This is a genomic window from Duganella sp. BJB476 (assembly GCF_003416895.1).
GTDB lineage: Bacteria > Pseudomonadota > Gammaproteobacteria > Burkholderiales > Burkholderiaceae_D > Rugamonas.
The window spans coordinates 558,938-578,985 of record NZ_QVIO01000002.1; the positions used below are offsets into that span (position 1 = coordinate 558,938).

Consider the following 20,048-nt stretch of genomic DNA (forward strand, 5'->3'; position numbering starts at 1 on the left):
GAGCGTGTCAATGCTGGCCCGCCGGCGCCATGCGCCGTTCGGCCACACGCCGCTCGGCATTGACATTCTTGGCCGCCCTGGCGGGCAGCGGCCCGTAGGCGCGGTAAGCCAGCGCCAGGTACAGCACGCCCGCCACAATGGCGTACACGCCGACCAGCCAGACCAGCGCCAGCACGCCCATGTTCGGCATGGTCACCAGCACGGTGCCGAACATGACGGACACCAGGCCGCCAGCCAGCAACAGCCAGTCGCCGCCGCGCAGATGACTGCGCAAGCGCACCGCCAGGATGATATCCAGCACACCGCTGATCATCGCATTGACGCCGATGACGATCACCAGCACCAACGCCGCCAGCACCGGCTGCATGATCGCCAGCACGCCGGCGGCGATGCTCACCAGCCCCAGCACCAGCAGCAACCACCAGTCGAACGCATGCGCCCCGGTGGCGTGGCGCCGGTTGCGCACCGTGCCGGTCAGGTAGACCACGCCGGCCAGCAGCGCGTACACGGCGAAGATCGCCACCAGGCTCAACACGGTCGGTCCCGGCATCGACAGCGCCAGTCCGCCGAACAGCAGCAACAGCACGCCGCGCAACGCCAGCATCCACCAGCTACGCAGCACCATCGGCCTCGCATCCATGCTCATCTCCCCTCATAAACGGTCGTTCATGGGTGTCAGACCGGCGTGACGGGCAAAGGGTTCCGCAAAACAGAGGTAAAATGGTAGCGTTACCTACTATCGATACCAGTATGAAACCAGTTTGCTTCACAGCAATTTCAATCGGGCCTATACTCTGTGCCCCTTTGTAGGGTTTTATCAGGAACGTGGCAAGCCAAGCATGAATGCAGATTTTATAAGACAACGTGAGCGGTTCAAGTCCGCCACGATGAAGCGGATCGACGTCAGCGATGAGTCCTACAGCAACGTAACCGAATTATTGGCGGCGATCGCCAAGCCTTTCCACGTTCGCAAGGGGGAGTACATGCAGCGCGCCGGCGTGCCGGCGACCCAGGTGCACTGGATCAGCAGCGGCGTGGTGCGCAGCGGTTTCTTCAACCGCGACGGCATCGAAGTGACCTTGCGCTTCTACCGCGAGGGCGAATCGGCCACCACGCTGACCGATTTGATCAGCGGCGAAACCGGCCAGCCTGCGGTGCAGTTCCTGATCGCGGAAACGCCGATCCACGGTTTCACGCTGGACTGGAAGCGTTCCTGCGAGTTGCGGGCGCAACACGAGGTGATGCAACATTACCATCTGAACATCGCCATGCACGGCCTGCAGACGCTGGCGCAGCGCGCCTACACCAATGGTGAAACCTCAGCCCACGAGCGGCTGGCGGCGTTCCGCGAAGAATATCCGGGGCTGGAGGCGCGCATCTCGCAGCGCGCGATCGCGTCCTACCTGGGCATCACGCCACAGTACATGTCGCGCTTGCGGCGCGAGGCCGAAGCCGCCACCGGCGCGCCGCGCGGCTAGATACAAAAAAAGCCCCTTGCGGGGCTTTTTTATTTGAGAAACGGTGCTTACGCGATGCCGTTTTCTTTCTTGTAAGCGGCGACGCCGCTCAGGATCTCTTCCTTGGCTTCTTCTGGACCGTACCAGCCGTCGATCTTGACCCATTTGCCTTTTTCCAGGTCTTTGTAGTGCTCGAAGAAGTGCTGGATCTGACGCAGGCGCAGTTCGTTCAGGTCTTCCGGCTTCTGCCAGTGGCTGTAGATCGACAGTACTTTGTCGACCGGCACGGCCAGCACTTTGGCGTCTTCACCGGCTTCGTCGGTCATCTTCAGCACGCCGACAGGACGGCAGCGCACAACCACGCCTGGGATCAGCGGGAACGGGGTGATGACCAGCACATCGACCGGGTCGCCGTCGGCGGACAGGGTGTTCGGCACGTAGCCGTAGTTGCATGGGTAGTGCATGGCGGTGCCCATGAAACGATCGACGAAGATCGCGCCCGATTCCTTGTCAACTTCATACTTGATCGGATCGGCGTTCATCGGGATTTCGATGATGACGTTGAAATCGTTCGGCAGATCGCGGCCGGAAGATACTTTATTCAAGCTCATGGGGGTTTCCTCGTAAGTGCTGGCAAATGTTTAACCGCGTAATTATAGCGAACTACAGCCCGCTTGTGCGGCGCAGCACTACGAAACACGCTACTGTATCGTGAGCGGACTCAATAGCAAAACCCCTCGCCCCATCTAAACTGAAGGTTTCAGGAGGCGAAAAATGAAGCCATTGAAGAGCAAGTGGATTGCCTACACGGTCGTTGTCGGACTGATCCCAATGCTGACCCGCTTGCTGATATGGACGGCGACCACCGCGGGCCGAGTCGCACCGCTTGCCGCTTCAGACTTTGTCGCACTGGGTCTAGTGTTGCATATTTCAATCGTCAATGAACTGGAGCACGTCCCGTCAAAAGAAGCGGACATAAAAACCATCCTTAATGGTACTTCCCTGCTTTTTATCACGTTGTACGGGGCATTACACGCGCTCACGGTCCTCGCAGAGCAGAATGCCACCTTGATAGATCCTACGTCAATATTGCAGGATAGCATCGCATTGGCAGGGGCATCGATGGCGCTAAGTTTGGTTGTATTCCAGTACTTATCAAGAAGGAGCAAGCGATGACCACAATTCTTAACATCATCACCTACATAGCGGTAGCAGTCGGATTTGGGGTCTCAATCTGGGTATATCTTCAGACCGGAAAACAAACCCCACCAGAGCTCCCGCAAGACGAAAAATCCGACCCCTCAACTATGAAATAAAAACCCGTCGCCAGGACGGGGCCATAGCCGGTTTAGCGACAATCTTGTTACTCCCTGCGGCGCTGCCAAAGGCATAAAGTTCTCCTGCAGCGCCGATCCACGGCGCATCTACAGGAGGCAGCAATGACCAACACCACTACCGAAACTTTGAACCATGCCGTCGTGTCGCCCGCCCTATGGCTGCAGCGACGCCTGGCCTTGCTGGCGCGCGAGAAGGAATTGACCCACCTGCGCGACCAGGTCGCCCGCGAACGCCGGGCGCTGCCCTGGGTGCGCGTTGAACAAACCTATGTGTTCGACACGCCGCAAGGCCGGCGCACGCTGGCCGATCTGTTCAAAGGCCGGCGCCAGCTGGTGGTGCAGCACTTCATGTTCACGCCCGGCGCCGAACAGGGATGCAGCCACTGCTCTTATATGGCGGACCATACCGACGGCGCCCTCGCCCACCTGGCGCAGCGCGACGTGACCTTCGTCGCCATCTCGCGCGCGGTGCTGGACGACATCGAGCGCTTCCGCCATCGCATGGGCTGGCGCTTCAATTGGGTATCGTCAGGAGAAGGCGATTTCAACTACGACTTCCACGTCAGCTTCCGGCCCGACGAGCTGGCCAGCGGCGAAGTCAACTACAACTACCAGCGCCAGCCCATCAAAAACCCCGACATGCCCGGCGTCAGCGTGTTCTACAAGGACGACGACGGCGTGGTCTACCACAGCTACTCGACCTATGGCCGCGGCGTGGAGGTGATGATGCACACCTATAACTTCCTCGACCTGACCCCGCTGGGCCGCAATGAGGAAGATCTGCCCTATACGATGGCATGGGTGCGCCACCACGACCGCTACGAGACCGCGCCGGCTGCGGCCGCGTGCTGTCATGCGCAGGCATGAACCGGCGCTGCGGGCCCTGGCGCCCATCGCGGCCGGCCACGCCGCCTCGGCCGCCTTGATGACCGCCGTTCACGGCGCCGGCCTGATGCTGGCGCCGGTGCTGGTTCCGCTGTGCAGCAGCGACGGCAGCGTGCGCGAAGTGGCCATGGCGGGTTCGCAGACGCTGGCACTGGCGGCGTCCGGCATGCACGCGGCGGCGATGCTGGGCATGACCGCCGTCGTCAACGCGCTGCTGAAACGATGCTACTCGATATAAAAAAAACCACCTGCACTGAACGCGATCTTGAGCGCGTTCAGGCCGGTGGTTTTTTTTTAGAGGATGGTGGCCAGCGCGCACTGGCGGTAGTGGTTGGCGGCGTCTTCCGGCTGGGTCAACGCTTCGTGCATTTGCGCCAGCTTCAGGTGGGATTCGCGCACCATGCGCGGGTCGGCGGCGTCGGACAAGGCTTGCTCCAGATAGCGCTGCGCCTTGCCCCATAATTTCTGCTTCAAGCACAAGGAACCCAGCGTCAACGCCAGCTCGGCGTCGGTCGGACGGGTGTGTATCCAGTTTTCGCAGTGTTCGATCTGCATCAGCAAGGCGGCCGAGCCGGCCGGCGCGGCCGCTTCGCGGTAGGCCCGCACCACGCGGTCGTCCCAGTCGGCGGCCAGCGATTCTTCCGCCACCAGGCGCGCTTCGTCGTGCAGCCCGCGCGCGTTGAGCGCGGTGGCGGCGCGGCAGGCCACGTACGGCTTGATACGGTCGACACTTGGCACGGTCGACCATACCCGTTGCAGCGATTCCGCATCGTGGCTGCTGTCGGACAGCATGTCGTCATAGGCCAGCTCGCGCAGGCGCGACGATAGCGCCGGATGCAGCGCGCGGTGCTTGTCCAGCGAACGCACCAGACGCAGCACTTCCGGCCAGTTCTTGGCTTGCTGCTGCGCCTTCAGCGACCACTGCAAGGCGTGGATGTGGCGGGTGCCGCTGGCGTTCAGCTCGTGCACCGCCGCCAATGCCTGCTCCGGCTGATGGTCATCGACCAGCAATTCGGTCATCGTCATCAGGCGCGCGGTCTTCATTGCATTGTCGTCGGTCAGCTTGGCCAGCCAGCTGTCGCGGCGCGGACCCTGGCGCATGCGGTGCGCGGCGCGGGCGCCGATCAGCGCGGCCACGCCGGCGTTTTCCGGCAGTTCCGAGGCGCGCATCGCAGCCTTTTCGGCATGGCCGAAACGACCTTCAAACAGCGCCTTCAGCGCTTCGCGCAAGCCCTTGTTGCCATCGCGTTCACGCTTGCGCTGGCGGTAGGCCGCCACCTTGCCCGGCATCTTGACCGTGGCGCGGAAGGCGCGGATCACGATGTACAGGAAGGCGAACAGCGCCACTTCCAGCACCACGAAGAAATTCAGCGACAGGTCGATCCGGTGCGGCGGGTAGAACAGCACCACGTTGCCCGGATTAAAACGCGCCGTCACGGCGATACCGATGGCGGCAGCCATCAAAGCGACTATCCAGAGAAATAAACGCATGACTATGGCTTCGCTTTGTAGTTGCGCACAGCGTTCAGGCTGTCCGACAGGGTCGGCATTTCAATCGCCAGATTGCTGGTCTGCACCTGGCGCAGCAGCATCTGCACGGTCTGCGTCGATTTGGCGCGGACATCGAAATACTTGACCAGCGCTTCCTGCGCCGCGATCAGGTCGGCGCGGAAGGCCGTCTCGTTGCGCGACAACAGCGCCATGCGCGCGTTCAGCAGGCGCAGTTTCAGGTTCTCGCGCAGGAAGTAAGCCTGGGTCGGCGACAGCATCAGCGCATCCGGCGTGGTCACGCTGCGCACGCGGATCAGCTGGCGCACGTCGGTCCACATCTCGCTGCTCCAGCCGTTCCAGGTGTCTTGCAGCGCTTGCAGCCACGGGCTGGTCTGCTCGACCGGCTCAGGCTTGCCGCCCTTGCCCACGGCTGGCTTGGCCTTGGCCTTCTTTTCCGGCGGCGCCGGCAAGGTCGGCTTTTCGTCCGCCAGCATCGGCAGCGTATCGATCTGCGCGATCACATTGTCCAGGCGCAGCGCCATGCCCACCGAATCGACGCTCGGCAAGGCCTTCAGCTTTTCCGTGTCCTTGGCGATGGCGCGGCGGATGGTGATGAATTGCGGCTTGTCCGAACGCGACAGGCTGCGGTCGGCGTTTTGCAGCGCGATCAGCGCGCCCGGCACGTTGCCGGCCAGTTGCAGCTGCTGGCTGGCGGTCGACAGCACTTGCTCGATCTCGGTCAGCGCCCACTCGTCGCGGTTCTTGGACAGGTCCTGGTACAGCTGCTCCAGCGCCAGTTGCTGGCTCTGCGCTTCCTGCTGCTTGTTTTCCAACAGGGCGACCTTGCCTTGCAGCTCCTTGCTGGTTTCCTGCACGGCGCGCGCCAAGGTGCCGGTTTCGGCATTGCTGGCGTCGCCCATTTGCAGGCGGCGCGCCATTTCTTCGCGCAGGTTGCGCACCTGGTTGTGCGCCGACCAGGTCTGGCCGGCCAGCAAAATGGCCAGCACGACGATACCGACCAGCAGCATCTGCGGCTGTTGCACGGTTTCGAGCAGGCTGGGCTCAGGCTGCGGCTTGGCCACAGGCGGGGTCTCGGCGGCGGCGCCGGCGGAGACGACAGGATCGGGTAAGGTAGGCAAATCGTTCATAGGCGTGATTGTAACGCGGCCAGCAGGCGTTCGTCGCCTGATCCGGTGAGCGTCAGTCGGGAAAACCCTAAATTATTTGCCGTTTCGGCAATTCGGGCGTGCGGAATGATCAAATGCTGTTGTTGCATCAATACAACGCAACTCTGCTGCGTCGCATCAGCCTGCTGCGCGTCCAGTTGCGCCAGCAGCTCGCACAGTCCGCGCAGGGCTTCGGAACTGGTGATGATCCAGTCGTTTTGCTGCGCCAGCAAATCGCGCAAGGTGGCGGCCAGCTGCGGCGTCAGGCGCGGCACCGAGCGGCGGTAGGCCGGCACCACGTCGACCACGGCGCCGGCCGCGCGCAGGCCGTCGGCCATCAGCTCGCGGCCGCTTTCGCCGCGCACGATCAGCACCGGCTGGCCGCGCAGCGCGGCCAGGTCCAGCGTTTGCAGCAAGTGTTCGGAATCGCTGTGGGCGCTGTCGGCCGGGCTGACGATATCGACCGTCGCCGGCGTCACGCCGTGCGCGGCCAGGGCGGCGCGGCTGCCCTCGCCCAGCACCGCCAGCTTGACGCCGGCCGGCCACTGCTTGATATGGGCGAAGGCGGCGTCGATGGCGTTGGGCGAAACGAAGGCCACCATCTTGTAGCCCGGCTGCGGCGCGCACAACTTCGCCAACGCGGCCAGCAGCACGGCCGGCTCGGGCAAGGGCTCGATTTCCAGCAACGGCAACAACGCCACCTGTCGGCCCAGTGCGCTAACACGGGCCGCCAACGGCAAGGCTTGCGCCAGGGGACGGGTGATGACGACGGCGCCGGTCATCCGCTGGTCAAGTGCCGGAGGACGGCGCGGCAGCCGGCGCATCGCCGGCCAGCGTGGCCGAACGGGCGTCGGCGTCGGCCTGGGCGGCTTCGCTCAGGCAGGACGCCAGGATGTCGACCGCGTCCTGCGCGCGCAGCAACTCGGCGACCTGCTGGCCCAGCGCTTCCGGGTCGGCGGCGGCGCCGCGCACTTCGGCGCTGGCCATGCGGGCGCCGTCCGGCGTGGCGACCATGGCGCGCAGGTGCATCTGGCCGTCTTCCACCGTGGCGAAGGCCGCCAGCGGCACCTGGCAGCTGCCGCCGAATACCTTGGATACCTTGCGCTCGGCCGTGACGGCCTGGAAGGTGGCTTCATGGTTCAGCGGCGCCAGCAGCGCCATCAGGTCGATGCCGCCGGCTTCCTTGCGCACGGGGATCTCGATCGCCATCGCGCCTTGGCCGGCGGCCGGCAGGCTGTCGGCCGGGTCCAGCAGCGCGCGGATGCGTTCCGGCAGGCCCAGGCGCTTGAGGCCGGCGGCTGCCAGGATGATGGCCGCGTAGTCGCCGCGATCGAGCTTGCCCAGGCGGGTGTCGAGGTTGCCGCGCAACGGTTTGATCACCAGGTGCGGGTAGCGCGCAGCGATCAGCGACTGGCGGCGCAGGCTGCTGGTGCCGACCACGGCGCCGGCCGGCAACTCGGCCAGCGAGGCGTAATCGTTGGAGACGAAGGCGTCGCGCGGGTCTTCGCGCTCCAGCACGGCGGCCAGGGCGAAGCCTTCCGGCAGCTCCATCGGCACGTCCTTGAGCGAGTGCACGGCCAGGTCGGCGCGGCCTTCGGCCATGGCGACTTCAAGTTCTTTCACAAACAAGCCCTTGCCGCCCACCTTGGACAGGGTGCGATCAAGAATTTGGTCGCCTTTTGTCGACATTCCTACAATTTTAATATCGCACTGCGGATATAATAATGACAAACGCGCCCGTACATGCTCGGCCTGCCACATGGCAAGCCGACTTTCACGCGACGCGATCACCAAGGTGGACGGAGGATTTTGTAGTAATTCCGATATTTTCAAAACCAGTTCTTTCGCTGTAGCGGGCGCTAACCGGCGCAGGCCAGTCTCACGCGCGTGTTTAAGATCACAAATTTTATCATGCTCACCTTCTTGCAGAACCGGGCCACAAGCCTTTGCACCGACTTTTCACATCTTTGCGGCTTATCTCATGGCAAACCAATCTAGTGCAACGAACGATCAAACGGCTGAACAACCTGGCGTAGACAAAGACGCGCCACTTAAAGAAGACATCCGCCTGCTAGGCCGCCTGCTGGGCGACGTGCTGCGCGACCAGGAAGGCGAAGAAGTCTACGCCGTGGTCGAGACCATCCGCCAGACGGCGGTGCGTTTCCGCCGCGAAGCCGACGCCGGCGCCGCCAAGGAACTGGACGGCATGCTGAAGATCCTGACGCGCGAGCAGACCATTTCCGTGGTGCGCGCGTTCTCCTACTTCTCGCACCTGGCCAATATCGCGGAAGACCAGCACCACATCCGCCGCCGCCGCGCCCACCTGCTGGCCGGTTCCAACCCGCAGCAAGGCAGCGTCAACTTCGCCCTGTGCAAGCTCAAGGAAGCCGGTGTCAGCCAGGAAACCGTGGGCACCTTCTTCCAGGACGCGCTGATCGCCCCGGTGCTGACGGCCCACCCGACCGAAGTGCAGCGCAAATCCATTCTTGATGCGGAACACGATATCGCCCGCCTGCTGGCCGAGCGCGACCTGCCGCTGACGCCGAAGGAACAGGCCGCCAATATGCACCTGCTGCGCGCCCGCGTCGCCACGCTGTGGCAGACCCGCATGCTGCGCTACTCCAAGCTGACCGTGGCCGACGAGATCGAAAACGCGCTGTCCTACTACCGCATCACCTTCCTGCGCGAACTGCCGGGCCTGTACGACGACATCGAATCCGACATCGCCGCCCACTATGGCAACGGCGATGGCGCAACCAAGACCATCACCGCCCCCTACGTGCAGATGGGCAGCTGGATCGGCGGCGACCGCGACGGCAACCCCAACGTCAACGGCGGCACCATGCAGCACGCGCTGACGCGCCAGGCCACCACCATCCTCGACTTCTACCTGGAAGAAGCGCACACGCTGGGCGCCGAGCTGTCGGTGTCGACCCTGATGATCGCCTGCAGCCCGCAGCTGCAGGCGCTGGCCGACCAGTCGCCGGACCTGTCCGACCACCGCGCCGACGAACCGTACCGCCGCGCCCTGATCGGCATCTACGCCCGCCTGGCCAGCAGCGCCCGCGCGCTGGGCGCGACCAACATCCTGCGCAAGGAAGTGGGCCACGCCGAGCCGTACGCCACCGCCGCCGAATTCTCGGCCGACCTGCAAGTGCTGATCGACTCGCTCAACGCCCACCACGGCGCCGTGCTGGTGCAGCCACGCCTGTCGACGCTGAAGCGCGCGGCCGACATCTTCGGCTTCCACCTGGCCTCGCTGGACATGCGCCAATCGTCGGATATCCACGAGCGCGTGCTGGCCGAGCTGTTCGTCAAGGCCGGCGGCCAGCCGGACTACTCGTCGCTGGACGAGGACGCCAAAGTGGCGTTGCTGCTGAGCGAGCTGTCGCAGCCGCGCCTGCTGTATTCGCCGTACATCGCCTACTCGGCCGAGACCGACTCCGAGCTGGGCGTGCTGCGCGCGGCGCGCCAGATCCGCGCGCTGTACGGCGCCCGCGCCATCCGCAACTACATCATCTCGCACACCGAGACCGTGTCCGACCTGCTGGAAGTGCTGCTGCTGCAAAAGGAAATGGGCCTGCTGCGCATCGCCGAGCAAGAGCTGGACCTGATGGTGATCCCGCTGTTCGAAACCATCCCCGACCTGCAACGCGCGGCCGGCATCATGGAAGCCGTGATGGCGATCCCGCTGGTCAAGGCCTTGATCGCCAAGCAGGGCCAGATCCAGGAAGTCATGCTGGGCTATTCGGACTCCAACAAGGACGGCGGCTTCCTGACCTCCAACTGGGAACTGTACAAGGCCGAGACCCACCTGGTCACCGTGTTTGAAAAAGCCGGCGTCAAGCTGCGCCTGTTCCATGGCCGCGGCGGCACCGTCGGCCGAGGCGGCGGTCCGTCGTACGAGGCCATCCTGGCGCAGCCGCACGGCACCGTCAACGGCCAGATCCGCCTGACCGAACAGGGCGAGATCATCGCCTCCAAGTTCTCCAACAAGGACATCGGCCGCCGCAACCTGGAGCTGCTGGTCGCCGCCACGCTGGAGGCGAGCCTGATGCCGCAGTCGGCCGACAGCGCGCACCTGGCCCAGCTGCGCCAGTTCGAAGCCATCATGGCCGAGATCTCCGACCGCGCCTACAAAGCCTACCGCAACCTGGTCTATGAAACCCCGGGCTTCACCGACTACTTCTTCGCCGCTACGCCGATCGCCGAGATCGCCGAGCTGAACCTCGGTTCGCGTCCGGCCTCGCGCAAGTCGACCAAGCGCATCGAAGACCTGCGGGCGATTCCATGGGGCTTCTCGTGGGGCCAGTGCCGTTTGCTGCTGCCGGGCTGGTACGGCTTCGGCAGCGCCATCGGCGCCTGGATCGCCGAGGGCAAGCAGGCCGAACGCCTGGCCCAGCTGCAGGCGATGTTCAAGCAGTGGCCGTTCTTCGCCACCCTGCTGTCGAACATGGACATGGTGCTGGCCAAGACCGACCTGGCGATCGCCTCGCGCTACGCCGAGCTGGTGCAGGACAAGGAACTGCGCGAACGCATCTTCAAGCGCATCACCGAAGAGCATGCGAGCACGCTGGCCATCCTGCAAAGCATCACCGGCGCCACCGAACGCCTGGCCGGCAACCCGCTGCTGGCGCGTTCGATCCAGAACCGCTTCGCCTACCTCGATCCGCTGAACCACTTGCAGGTGGAGCTGATCAAGCGCCACCGCGCGCTGTCGAGCGAGCCGGGCAAGGCCGACGAGCGGGTCCATCGCGGCATCCACCTGTCGATCAACGGCGTCGCCGCCGGCCTGCGCAACACCGGCTAAGCCGCCACGCTACCAAAAACACCCCGCGCCGCAAGGTCCGGGGTGTTTTTTTTGCACCTTTGTTATAAAACGAAAAAAACCCTACCGCCAGTAATAACCCTGCCAAATAGTGATGGTTTCAGTATGGGAATATTGCCTATCATTTAGGAAAGGTGTATGGATTTCCAGACACACTGGACCGAAATACTGCTGACAACATGAAACATTTCAGTAGAATTAAGTGCAATTGATCGACGCATGAAAACGGTATAAACAATATTCCGTCGGCGCCAAAAGCGCGGAACGGAGCGGCAAAATCTGATCCGGAGAGTTCACATGAAGTTGCGCACACGTCACCTGCTGCACACAGACCGCCCCGCCCCGACATATAAAACGCTCTTGCTCTAGAGCCCGGCACACTCCCCCACCACCCTTTTTTGCGCCGGCCGTCATGGCCGGCGTTGGAAACGTGCGCGCCGCGCCTGGCTGCAGACCTGCGTAGCGACGCATACATCAGATCGTCCCCCCAGGACGACTTTATGCAGTTGAACCTTGCGACACACCTTTTGGAGAGATCGACATGACATTCAGCCGTAAACTGACCATGCTGGCAGCCTGCCTGGCCTGCGTATCCGCCGCTCACGCCGGCGCCATCAAAGAAGACAAAGACTCCCTGTTCAAACCTAGCGGCAAAGGCTGGGGCGAGCTCGACATCGACTCGATGAGCCGTCCCGAACGCGCCGCCACGCTGCGCGCCCAGCGCAGCGCCAACCTGACCTACCAGGGCGGCCCGGTCATGGTGGCGCCGACCAAGGTGTACTACATCTGGTACGGCTCGGCCTGGGATAGCGCATCGCAAAATGTGCTGACCAATATCGCCTCGCACATCGGCGGTTCGCCTTACTTCAACATCAACACCACCTACTACAACGCCAGCAACACCCACGTGGTGAACCAGGTGAGCTTCGCCGGCAGCACCACCAACTCCGGCACCTTGGGCACCAAGCTGACCGACGCCAACATCCAGACCGTGGTGACCAACGCCATCAGCTCCGGCGCGCTGCCGCTGGACGCCAATGCCGTCTACTTCGTGATGACCGACAAGAACACCACCGCCACCTCGGGCTTCTGCACCCAGTACTGCGGCTGGCACACCAACACCAACTTCAACGGCCAGAACATCAAGTACGCCTTTGTCGGCAATCCGGAAACCCAGTGCGCGTCGGCGTGCGGCGCCACCACGCCGAGCCCGAACAACACGCCGGGCGCGGACGCCATGGCCAGCATCTTCTCGCATGAACTGGAAGAGTCGGTGACCGATCCGGACGGCAACGCCTGGTACGCGCTGTCGAACGGCATGGAAAACGGCGACAAGTGCGCATGGAACTTCGGCACCACCGCCACCGCATCGAACGGCGCCAAGTACAACCAGACCTTCGGCACCATGAAGTACCTGATCCAGCAAAACTGGGCGCTGGCGCCGTCCCAGGCGTGCGCGCAGCACTATCCTTGAGCAGGCTAGTACAATCAGTTTGAACTGATCCGGGCCGCCGCGGCGCATCGCGGCGGCCTCCCTCCCTCTTGGAATGTTCATGCAAAAAATTTCTTTGATCGGGCTGGCGCTGCTGGCCCTGAGCCACACTGCGGCGCAAGCCGCGCCGCCGCGCACGGTGCCGACCGTCACCCGCACGGTCCAACTGTTCAGCACGCTGGAAAACGACTGGCTGGACGCGGTACAGAAGCGCGACGCCGAAGCCTTGAAGAAAATCGTTGCCGACGAATTTGAACTGCGCAGCGCCAGCGTTCCCGGCCGTCCCACCGCGCGCGCCGAATGGCAGCAACAGGCGTTCGCCACGCCCGCGCCGGAGTCGAGCATCGAGCAAATGGCGGTGCACGAATATGGCGAGCTGGCGGTGGTCAGCTTCATGTGGAAAATCGCCGCGCCCAAGCACAGTGCGCTGCCCACCCAGGTGTTCGTGGTCGACACCTGGAAGCAGATGGACGGCGGCTGGAAGGCGGTTACCCGCTACGCCGCCACCGTGGACGGCGCCAGCAAGGCGGTGCCCGGTTCCGACCTGGCCGCGCCGGCCATCAATAAAAAATACTGAACCCGGCCATGACGACCTTGCTGTACCGGGAACGCTACTGGATAGGCGCCGCCGTACTGGCCGGCGTGGCGCTGGCATGGTACTGGCCATCCGGCGACACCCCGGCCGTCCCGGCACGCATCGCCGCCGCGCCGGCGTGGTACGACCGCATCACCTCCAACAAGATGGTCGCCGACCTGCGCCAACCGAGCGAGCTGCCGCTTGACGACCAGCTCGCCCCCTCCTCGCTGTCGACCGACTCCGCCGGCAACCTGGTGGTGGACGCGCCGCTGCGGATGCTGTTCGAATTCTTCCTGGTACGCGGCGAAGGCGCCGACCTGAATGCGCGCGCCGATCAGCTGCGCGCCCATCTGGACCGGCAAGTCAGCGGCGCCGCCGCCACCCAGGCCAGGACGCTGGCCACGCGCTACGCGGCCTACGTGCGCGCGCACGACGAGCTGCTGGCAAGCCAGCGCATCGCGCTGCCCGACGGCGCCGCCCCCTCGCCGCAGCAGGTGGAACAGCTGGCGACCTGGCAACAGCAGCGCGCGCGCCTGCGCCTGAGCAGCTTCGGACCGGCCACGGCCAATCTGTGGTTCGGCGCCGACGATGCCGAACTGGCGCAAGCGTTGGCCGAGCTGCGCGAGCAGGCCGCCGCCAGCGCGCGCCCAAACGGCGCCGATGCCAGCGAGGCCGAACCCGACTCCAATACGCTGCGCGAACGCCGCCTGCACGGCGCCACCCGTGATGCGGTACGCGACAGCGACACCCGCGAACTGCTGGCCAGTGCCACGCAAAGCTATGAGGCCGCCGCCGGCGAGGAGCGTGCGTGGCGCGCCCACTATCTGCGCTACCGGGCCGACGCCGCCCGGCTGGCCGCCGCGCCCGGCAGCGAAACGCGCCGACTCCAGCTGGAAGCACTACAGCGACAGAATTTTCCCTCCGAGCGCGAGCGCATCCGCGCGCGCGCCAGCGGCATCGAATAATCCACCAGGAACGCACCGCATGAAACACACCACCAAGCTGCTGCTGGCAGCCAGCCTGCTGACCTTGCCCGCAGCCCACGCCGAAACACCCGAGGAAGCCCGCATCAAAGCCCTGATCACGCCACGCCTGGGCGTCAACATCAAAGTCGATTCGGTGACCAGGACGCCGTATGGCGGCCTGTACGAAATCAGCACCAACGGCGACATCTTCTACACCGATGAAAGCGCGCGCTATCTGTTCGTCGGCAAAGTGGTCGACACCGGCGACAACTATCAGGACCTGACGCGGGCCCGCGTCGACCAGCTGGCGGCGATCCGTTTTGCCGACCTGCCGCTGGAGACCGCGATCAAGACCGTCAAGGGTGACGGCAAGCGCGTGATGGCGGTGTTCGAAGATCCGAACTGCCCTTACTGCCGCAAGCTGCACCAGACGCTGGAAGGGATAGACAACGTCACCATCTACACCTTCCTGCTGAATATCCTGTCGGACGACTCGTCGGTCAAGTCCAGGGATATCTGGTGCGCCGCCGACCGGGCGCAGGCATGGCACGACTGGATCGTCAGCGCCAAGGCCGCGCCGGCCGCACCGGCCGCCTGCCCGACACCGAACGAGCAGGTACTGGCGCTGGGCAAGAAGCTGCACGTGATCGGCACGCCGACCGTCTACTTCGCCGACGGTTCGCGCACCGGCACCTCGTTCGACCGGCAGGCGCTGGAGGCCAAGCTGAGCGCAACGGCAAGGTAGGCCACGCCGCTCGCAGGAGAATTTTTATTTCCTTAAAGATTACTCAATTTGGTAATTTAGGCATTAGAATGTCAAAAAACCACTATTGTCCGCAAACATGAAAAGCTTGATCGAATCGCTGGGCAAATCTGAAATCGAGAGCGTGGTCACCCGCATTCAGGCCGACATCGGCGGCGCAACGCCGGCCACCGGCGAACTGCACAACATCATCGCGGTCATGCCGCTGGCCCTGTTCATCAAGGATCCGCAATCCCGGGTGGTGTTGATGAATCCGGCCTGCGAGGCTCTGTGGGGCATCCCCTTCGCCGACATCCGCGGCACCGATGGCGGGGCCTTTTTCCCGGCCGATCAAACCGCCTATTTTCTCAAGCACGACCGCATCGCCTTCGACAGCGGCCAGAACACGGTGTACGAAGAAGAACTGTGGCATGCCGGCCGGGCCGAAAACCGCTGGATGCAAACCCACAAGCAGCCCATCTACGACGACCTCGGCCAGCCCAAGCTGCTGATCGCCATGTGCATCGACATCACCGAGCGCAAGCAGGCGGAATCGGCTTTGCAGTCCTCGCTACAAGAGCTGCGGGCGCTGTCCGAGCACGACCACACCACCAAGGAAAGCGAGCGCCGCCGCATCGCCCAGGATATCCACGACGACCTGGCGCAAAACCTGCTCGCGCTCAAACTGGACGTGACCACCCTGTACAAGCGCACCACCGAGCGGCAACCGCTGCTGCACCAGCGCGCCGCGCAAGCGCTGCAGACGCTCGACGCCAGCATCCTCGCGGTGCGCGAATTGATCAACGAACTGCATCCCCGCACGCTGGAACTGGGCCTGTCGGCCGCCATCGAGTGGCAGATGCAGCAGCTGGAACGCCGCCACGGCCTGCAGTGCAAGCTGGAGCTGATCGAAGACAACGCCACGCTGGACCAGCGCCAGATCACGGCGATCTACCGCATCATGCTGTCGGCGCTGAGCTATCTGTGCGGCCAGAGCGGCACGCGCACCTTGCAAGCGACGCTGAACCTGCAACCGGAGCGGCTGTCCATCGTACTCAGCGGCGACGGCCTGCCCGAGCAGCAATCGCCGCGCGACGTGCTCGACCTGGGCGCCATCCGCGCCCGCCTGGCCGACTTCGGCGGCGATCTGGCGGTGGCGCAGCTGCCCGGCGCCGGTACCGTGCTGCGCATGAACTTGCCGGGCCAGCCCTCCGCCACCTAGCGGATGCCGGGTACTGCCTCTGGATGTTATGCTGCACCCATGACCGTTACCCTGCGCAACCGCTGGCTGCTGGCCGGCGCCTTGCTGCTGGCGCTGTGGCGCCCGGCCGCCGCTGCCGAACACGCGCGCCTGCTGAGCGACTACAGCCATCACGCCTGGACCGCCGCCCAAGGCGCGCCGGCGCAAATCCAGGCCATCACCCAGACTCGCGACGGCTGGCTGTGGCTGTCAACGCCGACCGGCCTGTACCGCTTTGACGGCCTGACCTTCGAACGTCGCGACCAGGTCGGCGGCCACCAACTGCTGTCGACCATCGTGCTGCCCTTGTACACCGCGCCGGACAGCGCCTTGTGGGTCGGCTACCGCTTCGGCGGCGCCAGCGTGTTCAAGGATGGCCAGGTGCGCCACTACGGCGCCGCCGACGGTTTCCCGCCCGGCGCCACCTACAGCTTCGGCCGCGCGCCGGACGGCGCCATGTGGGTCACCACCTCCAACGGCCTGGCCTGGCTGAACGGCGAACGTTGGGTGCGAGTCGGCGCCGACAGCGGCTTCGATCCCGGCGCCAAGTCGGTCTGGCAGGTGCTGTTCGACCGCGCCGGCACGCAGTGGGTGTCGAGCGACCGCGCGATCTACTACCGCCGCCAGGGCGACAGCCGCTATCACATCGCCAGCCCCGCCAATATCCGGCTGTCGTCGCTGGCCGCCGCGCCGGACGGCGCCGTGTGGGCCTCCAACGGCAGCGACGCCAACTACAAGCTGTCGCAGAGCGCGCCGGCCGGCGGCGCGCCGCCCAAGCCCGACCTGCCCGGCAGCGGCATGTGGTTCGACCGCGCCGGCACCATGTGGCTGCTGAGCGAGGACCGCATCGAGCGCATGCTGCCGGACGTGTTCCCCGATCCGCGCCAGCGCGTGACGCAGGAGCAGGGCTTGAGCGGCATGAACCCGCAGACCTTTTTCGAAGACCGCGACGGCACCGTCTGGATCGGCACCATCAACGGCCTGGACCAGTTCCGCCGCAACCGCGTGACGCCGCTGCCCAGCCATCTGGACGTCGCCACGCCGGCGCTGTGGGCCGACAGCGACGGCAAGGTCAGGGTCAGCACTTACAGCGGGGACTCCTGGCTGATGGACGCCAACGGCCGGCAATACGAGCACTCGCCGCTGGCCTTCCGTTCGGCCGCCGCCACTACGGACGGCCGGCCGGCGCTAGGCACCGCCGCAGGGATCTGGCTGCCGGGGCCCAATGGCGGCGCCATGATCGCTTCGCCGCCGGAAGCGCTGAAGGACGCCATGCCGGCGCGCGCCCTGGTCCAGGACAGCAGCGGCGACTGGTGGGCCAGCTATGTCAACCTGGGCATTTACCGCCGCCACGACGGCAACTGGCGCCGGCTGGACGACCCAAGGCTGCCGGCCGCGCGCGTGCTCTCAATGCTGGCCGATCGCAGCGGCCGGGTCTGGATAGGCTACCAAGGCAACCGCATCGCCGTCGTCGACGGCGATGCGGTCCGCGTGCTGGGCGCGGCGCAGGGCCTGGCCATCGGCAACGTGCAGAGCCTGTTCGAACGCAACGGCCACCTGTGGGTCGCGGGCGAACTGGGCGCCGCCCTGTACGACGGCCAGCGCTTCGTGCCGCTGCGCCTGGCCGACGGCCATGAACTGCGCGGCATCAGCGGCCTGGTGGAAACGGCGGCCGGCGAACTGTGGCTGCATGGGCATGACGGCGCCTTCCGCATCCCGGCCGCGCAACTGGCCCAGTTCCTGCGCCACGGCTCCGCGGTCGACTACGAACTGCTGGGCATCGACGATGGCCTGACCGGCGCGGTCCAGCCGACCGGGCCGTTCCCGTCGATGGTGGAAGCCAGCGACGGCAAGCTCTGGTTGTCGAGCCACAGCGGCGTGGCGCTGATCACGCCCGGCCGGATCGGCCGCGACGCCATCCCGCCGCCGGTGGAGATCCGCGCCGTGGAGAGCAACGGCAAAACCTATCCGGCCGGCGCGCCGCTGACGCTGCCGCAAGGCGCGAACAATCTGCACCTGACCTTCAGCGCGCTCGGCCTGGCTATGCCGGGGCGGATCGCCTTCCGCTACCGGCTCGAAGGCCTGGACCATGATTGGCAGCAGGCCGGCGGCCGCCGTGAAGCCTTCTACACCAACCTGGGACCGGGCCAGTACCGCTTCCAGGTCATCGCCGCCAACAAGGACGGTGTGTGGAACAACGACGGCGCCACGCTGGCAGTGACGATCCCGCCGACCTTCGTGCAGAGCCTGTGGTTCAAGCTGCTGTGCGTACTGGCGCTGGCGGCGGCACTGGTGCTGGCCTGGCGCTGGCGGCTGGCGCAGATGGCGCGCCTGATCGAAGCGCGCCATGTCGAGCGCCTGGACGAGCGCGAGCGCATCGCCCGCGCGCTGCACGACACCTTCCTGCAAGAGGCGCAAGGCACCATCCTGATGATGCAGCTGGCGATGGAACAGGTGCCGCCGGCGCTGCCGGCGCGCGCCGCCATGGAGCGCGGCATCGGCTACATCGAGCAGGCGCTGATCGAGGGCCGCGACGAAGTACGCGGCCTGCGCTCGCCGCTGCGCGACGATGAAACGCTGGGGCAATCGCTGGAACGTTTCGGCCAGCGGCTGGCGGCTGGACTTTCGGCCAGTTTCCGGCTTGAGCAAAAAGGCGCACCATACACCCTGCCCGCCATCACCGCCGACGAAGTGTTTTCCATCGGCCGCGAAGCCATCTGCAACGCCTTCCGCCACGCGCAGGCCAGCGAGATCGTGGTGGAGCTGGACTACGGCGCCAGGCGGCTGACACTGCTGGTGCGCGACAACGGCAAGGGCATTGCGGCGGACACGCTGGCACAAGGCGGCCGCAGCGGCCATTGGGGCCTGGTCGGCATGCGCGAGCGAGCGGCGCGCGTAGGCGCCGTGCTGGAGGTCGGCAACCAGGATGAAGGCGGCGCATTTATGCGCCTGACTTTGCCCGCTATGTACGCCAACGCATAGACGGCGCGGCGCAGGATTGTTGTAATCACGAAGTTGCATTCCCACCCAACGAGGAGCGAACTAAATGAAGCTGAAAGACAAAGTCTGTATCGTCACCGGCGCCGCCAGCGGCATCGGCAAGGAAATCGCCCTGGTCTACGCGCGCGAAGGCGGCAAGATCGTCATCGCCGACCTGAACCTGGAGGCGGCGCAAGCCACCGCCGAAGAATTGAAAGGCGCCGGCCACCAGGCCATGGCCATCGCCATGAACGTGGTCGATGAAGGCCAGGTCAACGCCGGCATCGCCAGCGTGATCGAGGCCTGGGGCCAGATCGACGTACTGGTCAGCAACGCCGGCATCCAGATCATCCATCCGGTCGAGGACTTCCCGTTCGAGGATTGGAAAAAGCTGCTGTCCATCCATCTGGACGGCGCCTTCCTGACCACCAAGGCCTGCCTGCCGCATATGTACAAGGCCGGCAGCGGCAGCGTGATCTACATGGGCTCGGTGCATTCGAAGGAAGCGTCCAAGCTCAAGTCGGCCTATGTGACGGCCAAGCACGGCCTGATCGGGCTGGCCAAGGCGGTGTCGAAGGAAGGCGCGGAGCATGGCGTGCGCGCCAACGTCATCTGCCCCGGCTTCGTGCGCACGCCGCTGGTGGACAAGCAGATCCCCGAGCAGGCCAAGACGCTGGGCATCTCCGAGGAAGACGTCATCAAGAAAGTGATGCTGGCCGATACCGTGGACGGCAAGTTCACCACGGTGGAAGACGTGGCCGAAGTGGCGCTGCTGTTCGCCAGCTTCCCGTCGAACGCGCTGACCGGCCAATCGCTGGTGGTCAGCCACGGCTGGTTCATGCAGTAAGGCGCATCGGCGGGCGGGCCGCAGTCTTAGCGACTCAGCGGC

The 20,048-nt window shown here is 64.9% G+C and carries 18 protein-coding genes; 12 read left to right on the top strand and 6 right to left on the bottom strand.

What is annotated here, in order from left to right; translation table 11 throughout:
• Positions 1-7: 7 nt before the first annotated feature.
• Positions 8-640 (bottom strand): HdeD family acid-resistance protein, encoded by a 633-nt coding sequence (locus tag D0T21_RS12025; RefSeq protein ID WP_158567998.1) that lies wholly within the window; start codon positions 638-640, stop codon positions 8-10.
• Between the two features lie 247 nt (positions 641-887).
• On the opposite strand from D0T21_RS12025, the gene D0T21_RS12030 reads away from it, so the two are divergent.
• On the top strand, positions 888-1,478 hold the full coding sequence (locus D0T21_RS12030) for a Crp/Fnr family transcriptional regulator (protein ID WP_116989620.1): 591 nt from the start codon (positions 888-890) through the stop codon (positions 1,476-1,478).
• Positions 1,479-1,525: 47 nt separating this feature from the next.
• Here the strand turns inward: D0T21_RS12030 and ppa are convergent, their stop codons facing one another.
• Positions 1,526-2,068 carry an inorganic diphosphatase gene (gene ppa / locus D0T21_RS12035; RefSeq protein ID WP_116989619.1) on the bottom strand — a complete coding sequence of 181 codons (543 nt, stop codon included), beginning with the start codon at positions 2,066-2,068 and terminating at the stop codon, positions 1,526-1,528.
• A 163-nt stretch (positions 2,069-2,231) separates the two neighbouring features.
• Between ppa and D0T21_RS12040 the strand changes: the two genes are divergently transcribed.
• The 3 genes from D0T21_RS12040 to D0T21_RS12050 all read left to right on the top strand — a co-directional run bounded on the left by D0T21_RS12040 (position 2,232) and on the right by D0T21_RS12050 (position 3,917).
• Positions 2,232-2,633: a hypothetical protein gene (locus D0T21_RS12040; RefSeq protein WP_116989618.1), complete on the top strand. Its 402-nt coding sequence runs from the start codon at positions 2,232-2,234 to the stop codon at positions 2,631-2,633.
• Positions 2,634-2,896: 263 nt separating this feature from the next.
• Complete coding sequence (locus D0T21_RS12045) at positions 2,897-3,661, top strand: thioredoxin family protein (protein ID WP_116989617.1); 765 nt, start codon at positions 2,897-2,899, stop codon at positions 3,659-3,661.
• On the top strand, positions 3,648-3,917 hold the full coding sequence (locus D0T21_RS12050; protein ID WP_116989616.1) for a hypothetical protein: 270 nt from the start codon (positions 3,648-3,650) through the stop codon (positions 3,915-3,917). Before D0T21_RS12045 ends, D0T21_RS12050 begins: the two co-directional genes overlap by 14 nt.
• Before the next feature lie 56 nt (positions 3,918-3,973).
• Here the strand turns inward: D0T21_RS12050 and D0T21_RS12055 are convergent, their stop codons facing one another.
• Genes D0T21_RS12055 through hemC form a run of 4 tightly spaced genes read right to left on the bottom strand, consistent with a single transcriptional unit; the run spans position 3,974 to position 8,169 of the window.
• On the bottom strand, positions 3,974-5,170 hold the full coding sequence (locus D0T21_RS12055) for a heme biosynthesis protein HemY (RefSeq protein WP_116989615.1): 1,197 nt from the start codon (positions 5,168-5,170) through the stop codon (positions 3,974-3,976).
• Positions 5,171-5,172: 2 nt separating this feature from the next.
• Positions 5,173-6,318 carry a uroporphyrinogen-III C-methyltransferase gene (locus tag D0T21_RS12060; protein ID WP_116994410.1) on the bottom strand — a complete coding sequence of 382 codons (1,146 nt, stop codon included), beginning with the start codon at positions 6,316-6,318 and terminating at the stop codon, positions 5,173-5,175.
• Positions 6,315-7,118 carry a uroporphyrinogen-III synthase gene (locus D0T21_RS12065; RefSeq protein WP_116989613.1) on the bottom strand — a complete coding sequence of 268 codons (804 nt, stop codon included), beginning with the start codon at positions 7,116-7,118 and terminating at the stop codon, positions 6,315-6,317. Before D0T21_RS12065 ends, D0T21_RS12060 begins: the two co-directional genes overlap by 4 nt.
• Before the next feature lie 7 nt (positions 7,119-7,125).
• Positions 7,126-8,169, bottom strand: a complete 1,044-nt coding sequence (hemC, locus tag D0T21_RS12070) for a hydroxymethylbilane synthase (protein ID WP_373886664.1) — start codon at positions 8,167-8,169, stop codon at positions 7,126-7,128.
• Positions 8,170-8,317: 148 nt separating this feature from the next.
• On the opposite strand from hemC, the gene ppc reads away from it, so the two are divergent.
• The 8 genes from ppc (at position 8,318) to D0T21_RS12110 (ending at position 20,006) form a co-directional block, all read left to right on the top strand.
• Positions 8,318-11,146, top strand: coding sequence for a phosphoenolpyruvate carboxylase (gene ppc, locus D0T21_RS12075; protein WP_116989611.1), 2,829 nt, complete (start codon positions 8,318-8,320; stop codon positions 11,144-11,146).
• Positions 11,147-11,705: 559 nt separating this feature from the next.
• Positions 11,706-12,638 carry a hypothetical protein gene (locus D0T21_RS12080; RefSeq protein ID WP_116989610.1) on the top strand — a complete coding sequence of 311 codons (933 nt, stop codon included), beginning with the start codon at positions 11,706-11,708 and terminating at the stop codon, positions 12,636-12,638.
• A gap of 79 nt (positions 12,639-12,717) precedes the next feature.
• A complete protein-coding gene (locus D0T21_RS12085; RefSeq protein WP_158567999.1) occupies positions 12,718-13,233 on the top strand; it encodes a nuclear transport factor 2 family protein in 516 nt (171 codons plus the stop codon).
• Between the two features lie 8 nt (positions 13,234-13,241).
• Positions 13,242-14,198 (top strand): lipase secretion chaperone, encoded by a 957-nt coding sequence (locus tag D0T21_RS12090; protein ID WP_116989608.1) that lies wholly within the window; start codon positions 13,242-13,244, stop codon positions 14,196-14,198.
• A gap of 19 nt (positions 14,199-14,217) precedes the next feature.
• Positions 14,218-14,943, top strand: a complete 726-nt coding sequence (locus tag D0T21_RS12095; RefSeq protein ID WP_116989607.1) for a DsbC family protein — start codon at positions 14,218-14,220, stop codon at positions 14,941-14,943.
• Positions 14,944-15,040: 97 nt separating this feature from the next.
• Positions 15,041-16,162, top strand: a complete 1,122-nt coding sequence (locus D0T21_RS12100) for a PAS domain-containing protein (RefSeq protein WP_116989606.1) — start codon at positions 15,041-15,043, stop codon at positions 16,160-16,162.
• Between the two features lie 39 nt (positions 16,163-16,201).
• Positions 16,202-19,162, top strand: a complete 2,961-nt coding sequence (locus D0T21_RS12105; RefSeq protein ID WP_116989605.1) for a sensor histidine kinase — start codon at positions 16,202-16,204, stop codon at positions 19,160-19,162.
• A 64-nt stretch (positions 19,163-19,226) separates the two neighbouring features.
• Complete coding sequence (locus D0T21_RS12110; RefSeq protein WP_116989604.1) at positions 19,227-20,006, top strand: 3-hydroxybutyrate dehydrogenase; 780 nt, start codon at positions 19,227-19,229, stop codon at positions 20,004-20,006.
• Positions 20,007-20,048: the final 42 nt, after the last annotated feature.

Excerpts from the sequence above, each read along its gene's own strand:
- D0T21_RS12090 (WP_116989608.1), top strand. The coding sequence starts at position 13,242 with ATGACGACCTTGCTGTACCGGGAACGCTACTGGATAGGCGCCGCCGTA.
- D0T21_RS12025 (WP_158567998.1), bottom strand. The coding sequence starts at position 640 with ATGGATGCGAGGCCGATGGTGCTGCGTAGCTGGTGGATGCTGGCGTTG.
- D0T21_RS12095 (WP_116989607.1), top strand. The coding sequence starts at position 14,218 with ATGAAACACACCACCAAGCTGCTGCTGGCAGCCAGCCTGCTGACCTTG.
- D0T21_RS12065 (WP_116989613.1), bottom strand. The coding sequence starts at position 7,118 with ATGACCGGCGCCGTCGTCATCACCCGTCCCCTGGCGCAAGCCTTGCCG.
- D0T21_RS12105 (WP_116989605.1), top strand. The coding sequence starts at position 16,202 with ATGACCGTTACCCTGCGCAACCGCTGGCTGCTGGCCGGCGCCTTGCTG.
- D0T21_RS12055 (WP_116989615.1), bottom strand. The coding sequence starts at position 5,170 with ATGCGTTTATTTCTCTGGATAGTCGCTTTGATGGCTGCCGCCATCGGT.
- ppa (WP_116989619.1), bottom strand. The coding sequence starts at position 2,068 with ATGAGCTTGAATAAAGTATCTTCCGGCCGCGATCTGCCGAACGATTTC.
- D0T21_RS12085 (WP_158567999.1), top strand. The coding sequence starts at position 12,718 with ATGCAAAAAATTTCTTTGATCGGGCTGGCGCTGCTGGCCCTGAGCCAC.
- ppc (WP_116989611.1), top strand. The coding sequence starts at position 8,318 with ATGGCAAACCAATCTAGTGCAACGAACGATCAAACGGCTGAACAACCT.
- D0T21_RS12040 (WP_116989618.1), top strand. The coding sequence starts at position 2,232 with ATGAAGCCATTGAAGAGCAAGTGGATTGCCTACACGGTCGTTGTCGGA.
- D0T21_RS12080 (WP_116989610.1), top strand. The coding sequence starts at position 11,706 with ATGACATTCAGCCGTAAACTGACCATGCTGGCAGCCTGCCTGGCCTGC.
- D0T21_RS12060 (WP_116994410.1), bottom strand. The coding sequence starts at position 6,318 with ATGAACGATTTGCCTACCTTACCCGATCCTGTCGTCTCCGCCGGCGCC.
- D0T21_RS12050 (WP_116989616.1), top strand. The coding sequence starts at position 3,648 with ATGCGCAGGCATGAACCGGCGCTGCGGGCCCTGGCGCCCATCGCGGCC.
- D0T21_RS12100 (WP_116989606.1), top strand. The coding sequence starts at position 15,041 with ATGAAAAGCTTGATCGAATCGCTGGGCAAATCTGAAATCGAGAGCGTG.
- D0T21_RS12030 (WP_116989620.1), top strand. The coding sequence starts at position 888 with ATGAAGCGGATCGACGTCAGCGATGAGTCCTACAGCAACGTAACCGAA.
- D0T21_RS12110 (WP_116989604.1), top strand. The coding sequence starts at position 19,227 with ATGAAGCTGAAAGACAAAGTCTGTATCGTCACCGGCGCCGCCAGCGGC.
- D0T21_RS12045 (WP_116989617.1), top strand. The coding sequence starts at position 2,897 with ATGACCAACACCACTACCGAAACTTTGAACCATGCCGTCGTGTCGCCC.